Origin of the sequence: Thomasclavelia cocleata, from assembly GCF_900102365.1 — a bacterium.
In the GTDB taxonomy this organism is placed as follows: domain Bacteria; phylum Bacillota_I; class Bacilli_A; order Erysipelotrichales; family Coprobacillaceae; genus Thomasclavelia; species Thomasclavelia cocleata.
Genome location: NZ_FOIN01000075.1, coordinates 1 through 5,144 on the forward strand (window position 1 = coordinate 1; position 5,144 = coordinate 5,144).

Annotated in this window: 4 protein-coding genes and 2 tRNA genes; all 6 read left to right on the top strand. The window is 30.4% G+C overall.

Annotated elements, in window-relative coordinates:
• Positions 1 to 424: 424 nt before the first annotated feature.
• Positions 425 to 958: a helix-turn-helix domain-containing protein gene (locus BMW96_RS13650; RefSeq protein WP_092357102.1), complete on the top strand. Its 534-nt coding sequence runs from the start codon at positions 425 to 427 to the stop codon at positions 956 to 958.
• 10 nt (positions 959 to 968) lie between these two features.
• Positions 969 to 2,012, top strand: coding sequence for a spermidine/putrescine ABC transporter ATP-binding protein (gene potA, locus BMW96_RS13655; RefSeq protein WP_092357105.1), 1,044 nt, complete (start codon positions 969 to 971; stop codon positions 2,010 to 2,012).
• Positions 2,012 to 2,869 (top strand): ABC transporter permease, encoded by an 858-nt coding sequence (locus BMW96_RS13660; protein ID WP_092357108.1) that lies wholly within the window; start codon positions 2,012 to 2,014, stop codon positions 2,867 to 2,869. Before potA ends, BMW96_RS13660 begins: the two co-directional genes overlap by 1 nt.
• Positions 2,847 to 4,691 (top strand): extracellular solute-binding protein, encoded by a 1,845-nt coding sequence (locus BMW96_RS13665; RefSeq protein WP_092357111.1) that lies wholly within the window; start codon positions 2,847 to 2,849, stop codon positions 4,689 to 4,691. The genes BMW96_RS13660 and BMW96_RS13665 overlap by 23 nt, the downstream gene beginning before the upstream one ends.
• 183 nt (positions 4,692 to 4,874) lie before the next feature.
• Positions 4,875 to 4,949: transfer RNA gene (locus BMW96_RS13670), tRNA-Cys, on the top strand.
• Between the two features lie 5 nt (positions 4,950 to 4,954).
• Positions 4,955 to 5,043, top strand: a tRNA-Leu gene (locus BMW96_RS13675).
• The last annotated feature ends 101 nt before the right edge of the window (positions 5,044 to 5,144 follow it).

Genomic DNA, 5,144 nt, shown 5'->3' on the forward strand with positions numbered 1-5,144 from the left:
CAGTAGAGAAATCAAGTTTACGATTACGGATAAAATCAGTATTAGGATTCTCAACGAAAAGAGAACGAGAATTATTCAAAATCTTAATGCAGTGATTCAAATTTTTTCTAAGAGAGTTAAAATTGTTCATAAGTCATACCTCCAAAAGTTCATACCTATAAACAATAGGCTTATTATTCATAAAAAATATGAATAATAAGCCTCACAAACTCATTTAAATGTCAACACTTTTTTATAAAAAAAAGAGGATACCAATATTTTTATATCGATATCCTCAATATCATTTCCTTAACTTAATGACATTGGTTGAAAACCTGTTATTTTTATAATGCGGAGTATAATATATTAAACAAATTGTTAAATATTGTTGCATTATAGCTAAGATTAGTTATAATTAGTATGTCGAAAATAGGGAGGTGTCTTTATGAATATTGGTAGCAAGATAAAAAGATTACGCCAAGCTAATGGACTTACTTTAGAGGAACTGGCAAATCACAGCGAATTAACGAAAGGATTTTTATCACAATTAGAACGTGATTTAACATCACCTTCAGTTGCAACTTTAGAAGATATTTTAGAAGCTTTGGGGACTAATTTACAAGAGTTTTTTAGTGAAAAACCTGCAGAACAAATTGTTTTTAAAAAAGATGATTTTTTTATTAATGAACAGGATGATTATATTATTTCATATATAATTCCTAATGCTCAAAAAAATGAGATGGAACCAATTTTAATTGAGTTAGATAAACAAAAGCAATCAATGATTATTGATCCTCATGAAGGTCAGGAGTTTGGATATGTCGTTCAGGGGAAAATTAAATTAATTTATGGGGATAATGAATTTATTTTAAAAAAGGGAGAGACTTTTTATTTAAAAGGGTTGGTATCACATTATATAGTTAACCCAAGTGAAACTAGGGCCAAGGTAATTTGGGTATCAACACCACCGTTATTTTAAAGGAGATATTATGGCAAAGTTAATAGAATTAGATAATTTAACAAAAGAATATAATGGGCAAGTGGTTTTAAAAGGAATTCATCTTGATATTAATGAAAAAGAATTTGTTACTTTACTGGGACCAAGTGGTTGTGGTAAAACTACAACTTTAAGGATCATGGGCGGTTTTGAAGAAGCTAATGGTGGAACTGTTTTATTTGACGGTCAAGATATAAGTAAACTCCCACCCTATAAAAGAGAGTTAAATACAGTATTTCAAAAATATGCTTTATTCCCACATATGGATGTTTTTGATAATATTGCATTTGGTTTGAAAATAAAAAAGATGGATAAAGATACAATCGAGTATAAAGTAAATCGTATTTTGGAATTGGTTGGTTTATCAGGTTTTGGTTCAAGAAATATTAATCAGTTATCTGGAGGACAACAACAGCGAGTAGCCATTGCAAGGGCTCTAGTCAATGAACCTAAAGTTTTATTACTTGATGAACCATTAGGTGCACTTGATTTAAAGTTACGTAAAACAATGCAGATTGAACTTAAAAACATTCAACAAGAAGTAGGAATAACTTTTGTATATGTAACTCATGATCAAGAAGAAGCACTTACAATGTCTGATACGATTGTAGTTATGAATGAGGGACAGATTCAACAGATTGGGACACCAACTGATATTTATAATGAACCAGAAAATCGTTTTGTGGCACAGTTTATTGGTGAGTCTAATATTATTGAGGGTGTTTTTGTTCAGGATTATTTGGTTGAATTTGATGGTCAAAAGTTTGAATGTGTTGATAAAGGATTCGATGATGGTCAAGAAGTAGATATTGTATTAAGACCAGAAGATTTAGATATTGTAGAAGTAGATAAAGGTAAGATTGAAGGAGTAGTAACTTCAATTGTATTTAAAGGTGTTCACTATGAAATAATGGTAGAAACAAAAAATCGTGATTATAAAGTACATACAACAGATATTAGTGAAGTGGGTAAAAAAGTTAATTTAGATTTCTGGCCTGAAGATATTCATGTCATGGATAAAATGGGTAGCTATTAATGAAACATTTTCGTAAATTAGTAGGTCCTTATTGTTTTTGGTTGTTTGTCTTAACTGTTTTACCAATGTTTTTAATCATGATCTATGCTTTTATTCAAAAAGGCAATGCAATAACTACATTTAGTTTTACACTAGATAATTTTTCTAAATTTTTTGATCCAATCTTTGTATCAGTGTTAATTAAATCATTTGTATTAGGAATTATTACAACAATATTATGTTTGGCAATTGGTTATCCTGTTGCATATGCAATTTCTAAATGTAAAGAAAAAACACAAACTTTACTTATTTTATTAATTACTTTTCCAACTTGGATCAATATGTTGATGCGTACCTATGCCTGGATAAACATTTTAAGTAGTAAAGGGATTGTTAGCAATATGTTCCAATTTCTAGGATTTGGAGAAATAAGCCTTTTATATACTGATTTTGCAGTAATATTAGGAATGGTATATGATTTTTTACCATTTATGATTTTACCGATTCATACTTCATTAACGAAGATGGATAAATCTTTAGTTGAAGCGAGTAATGATTTGGGTGCTAATCCAGTAACTACTTTTTGGAAAATTACGTTTAGGTTATCATTAGGCGGCGTACTTACAGGTATTACAATGGTTTTTTTACCAGCGATTTCATCTTTCGTAATTCCTAAATTATTAGGTGGCGGTCAATATTCACTAATTGGTAATTTTATTGAACAACAGTTTATTAATGTTGGTGATTGGCATTTTGGTAGTGCTGTATCCTTGATTTTGGCAATTTTGGTTATTATTTTTATGGGGCTTATAAATCGAGTAGAAAAATATGCAGGTTATCAGGAGGAGTCAAAACGTGAAAAAACTAAAAAACTTTAATTTTAATAGTAGTTTATGGATTGGTTTTGCTCTTGCTTTTCTTTATCTTCCGCTTGTAGTTATGGCTATTTTTTCATTTAATGATTCAAAGTCATTATCTAGCTGGAGTGGTTTTTCATTAAGATGGTATCAGGAATTGTTTGTTAATCAACAGATGATTGATGCAATTGTGGTATCAGTTAGTATTGCAATTTTATCAACTGTGATATCGACAATATTAGGAACAATTACAGCAATTGGTATTTCAAAATCAAAACCAATTTTAAGAAAAATTGTTTTACAGGTAAATAATCTTCCAATTATGAATCCTGATATTGTAACTGGGATAGCTTTAATGTTATTATTTTCATTTGTTAAAATGGAAAAAGGGTATTTGACAATGCTGTTAGCCCACATTGCTTTTTGTACACCATTTGTAATTACTAATGTTTTACCCAAAGTTAGACAGTTAGATGCAAATTTGGCTGATGCTGCTATGGATTTAGGAGCAACTCCATTTCAGGCTTTGACAAAAGTAATTATCCCCCAAATTAAACCAGGGATTATTTCAGGGGCATTATTGGCATTTACAATGTCATTTGATGATTTCATTATCTCTTATTTTGTTAGTGGCAATGGAATCGAAAATATTTCGATTATAATTTATAATATGTCGAAACGAACTAATCCAAGTATTTATGCTTTAGCCACAATTATTTTAGTTGTTGTATTAGTATTTGTCATTTTAGGAACAGTAATTCCGAAGTTTTTTCCTAAAGCAACTAATAAAGTGATGAGTAGTAAAGTAGTAAAAGTTGTTTTGGCAGGATGTTTATTATTATCAGTAGGATGGTCAATTTCTACTGGTGTTAGTAAGAAAACTTTAAGAGTTTATAACTGGGGAGAGTATATAGATAAATCAGTTATAAGTGAGTTTGAAGAGAAATATGATTGTAGAATTATTTATGAAACTTTTGATTCTAATGAGATAATGTACACAAAATATATGAGTGGTAATAGTTATGATATTATGGTGCCTTCAGAGTATATGATTGAAAGAATGATTAAAGAAGATTTGTTACAACCAATTGATAAGGAATTGGTTCCTAATCTTAAGAATATCAATAAAGGGATTTTAGGACAATCTTTTGATCCAGGTAATAATTATTGGGTTCCTTACTTTTGTGGTAATGTAGGAATATTATATGATAAAACAATTGTTGATAAAGAAGATCTTGAAGAAGGATGGAATATACTTCGTAATCCTAAATATCGTGGACAAATCTATATGTATGATTCAGAACGAGATAGTTTTATGGTAGCTTTAAAAGCTTTAGGATATTCAATGAATACAACTATTGAAAAAGAAATTAGTGAAGCTTATCAGTGGTTGATTGATCAACGTAGTGAAATGGATCCGGTATATGTTGGAGATGAATCTATTGATACAATGATTAGTGGGGTTAAAGCTATGGCAATTATGTATTCTGGAGATGCTACTACAGTAATGTCAGAAAATCCTAATATGGGATATTATCTACCAGAAGAAGGAACTAATGTTTGGTTTGATGGATTTGTTATATCAAAAGAATGTAAACAAACAAAGCTGGCAAATCAGTTTATTAATTTTATGGTATCTGATCAAAATGCGTATAAGAATACTGTTGAAGTAGGTTATTTAACAGCTAATGTAAATGCTGCTAAAAAAGCAGCTGATGATACTTATAAGGGGATAAGTGCATATGAAATTAGAACTGCCCAAAAAGATGAAGTATTTTCATATCAAAGTAATGAAGTAAAAGAAATGTATAATTCACGCTGGACTAAGGTGAAAGCTAAATAATTTGAGACTGTTAGTAAAAATGCTAACAGTTTTTTTATAAAAAAATCATGTTATAATCAATGATTTTTAATTTGAAGTAAGAAAATGATTATTTTTTTGTTAAAAATGCTTGCAAAATTTTCCTATCTGGTATATTATATAAAGGCAGTCCGATGAGTCATAGGACTGAAGAAACAATTGAATGGTTCCATGGCCAAGTTGGTAAGGCAACAGACTGCAACTCTGTTATCATCGGTTCGAGTCCGGTTGGAACCTCCATATGTGCCCAGGTGGCGAAACTGGTAGACGCACAGGACTTAAAATCCTGCGGACCTTAAAATCCGTGCCGGTTCGATTCCGGCCCTGGGCACCATTTCTCAAAAACAACTTGCAAAAGCTCTAGAGATATGATAATATAGTAAAGCGTTGTAAGAAAGAAAAGGCGCTAGTAGCTCAACTGGATAGAGTGCTTGA

Excerpts from the sequence above, each read along its gene's own strand:
- BMW96_RS13650 (WP_092357102.1), top strand. The coding sequence starts at position 425 with ATGAATATTGGTAGCAAGATAAAAAGATTACGCCAAGCTAATGGACTT.
- potA (WP_092357105.1), top strand. The coding sequence starts at position 969 with ATGGCAAAGTTAATAGAATTAGATAATTTAACAAAAGAATATAATGGG.
- BMW96_RS13660 (WP_092357108.1), top strand. The coding sequence starts at position 2,012 with ATGAAACATTTTCGTAAATTAGTAGGTCCTTATTGTTTTTGGTTGTTT.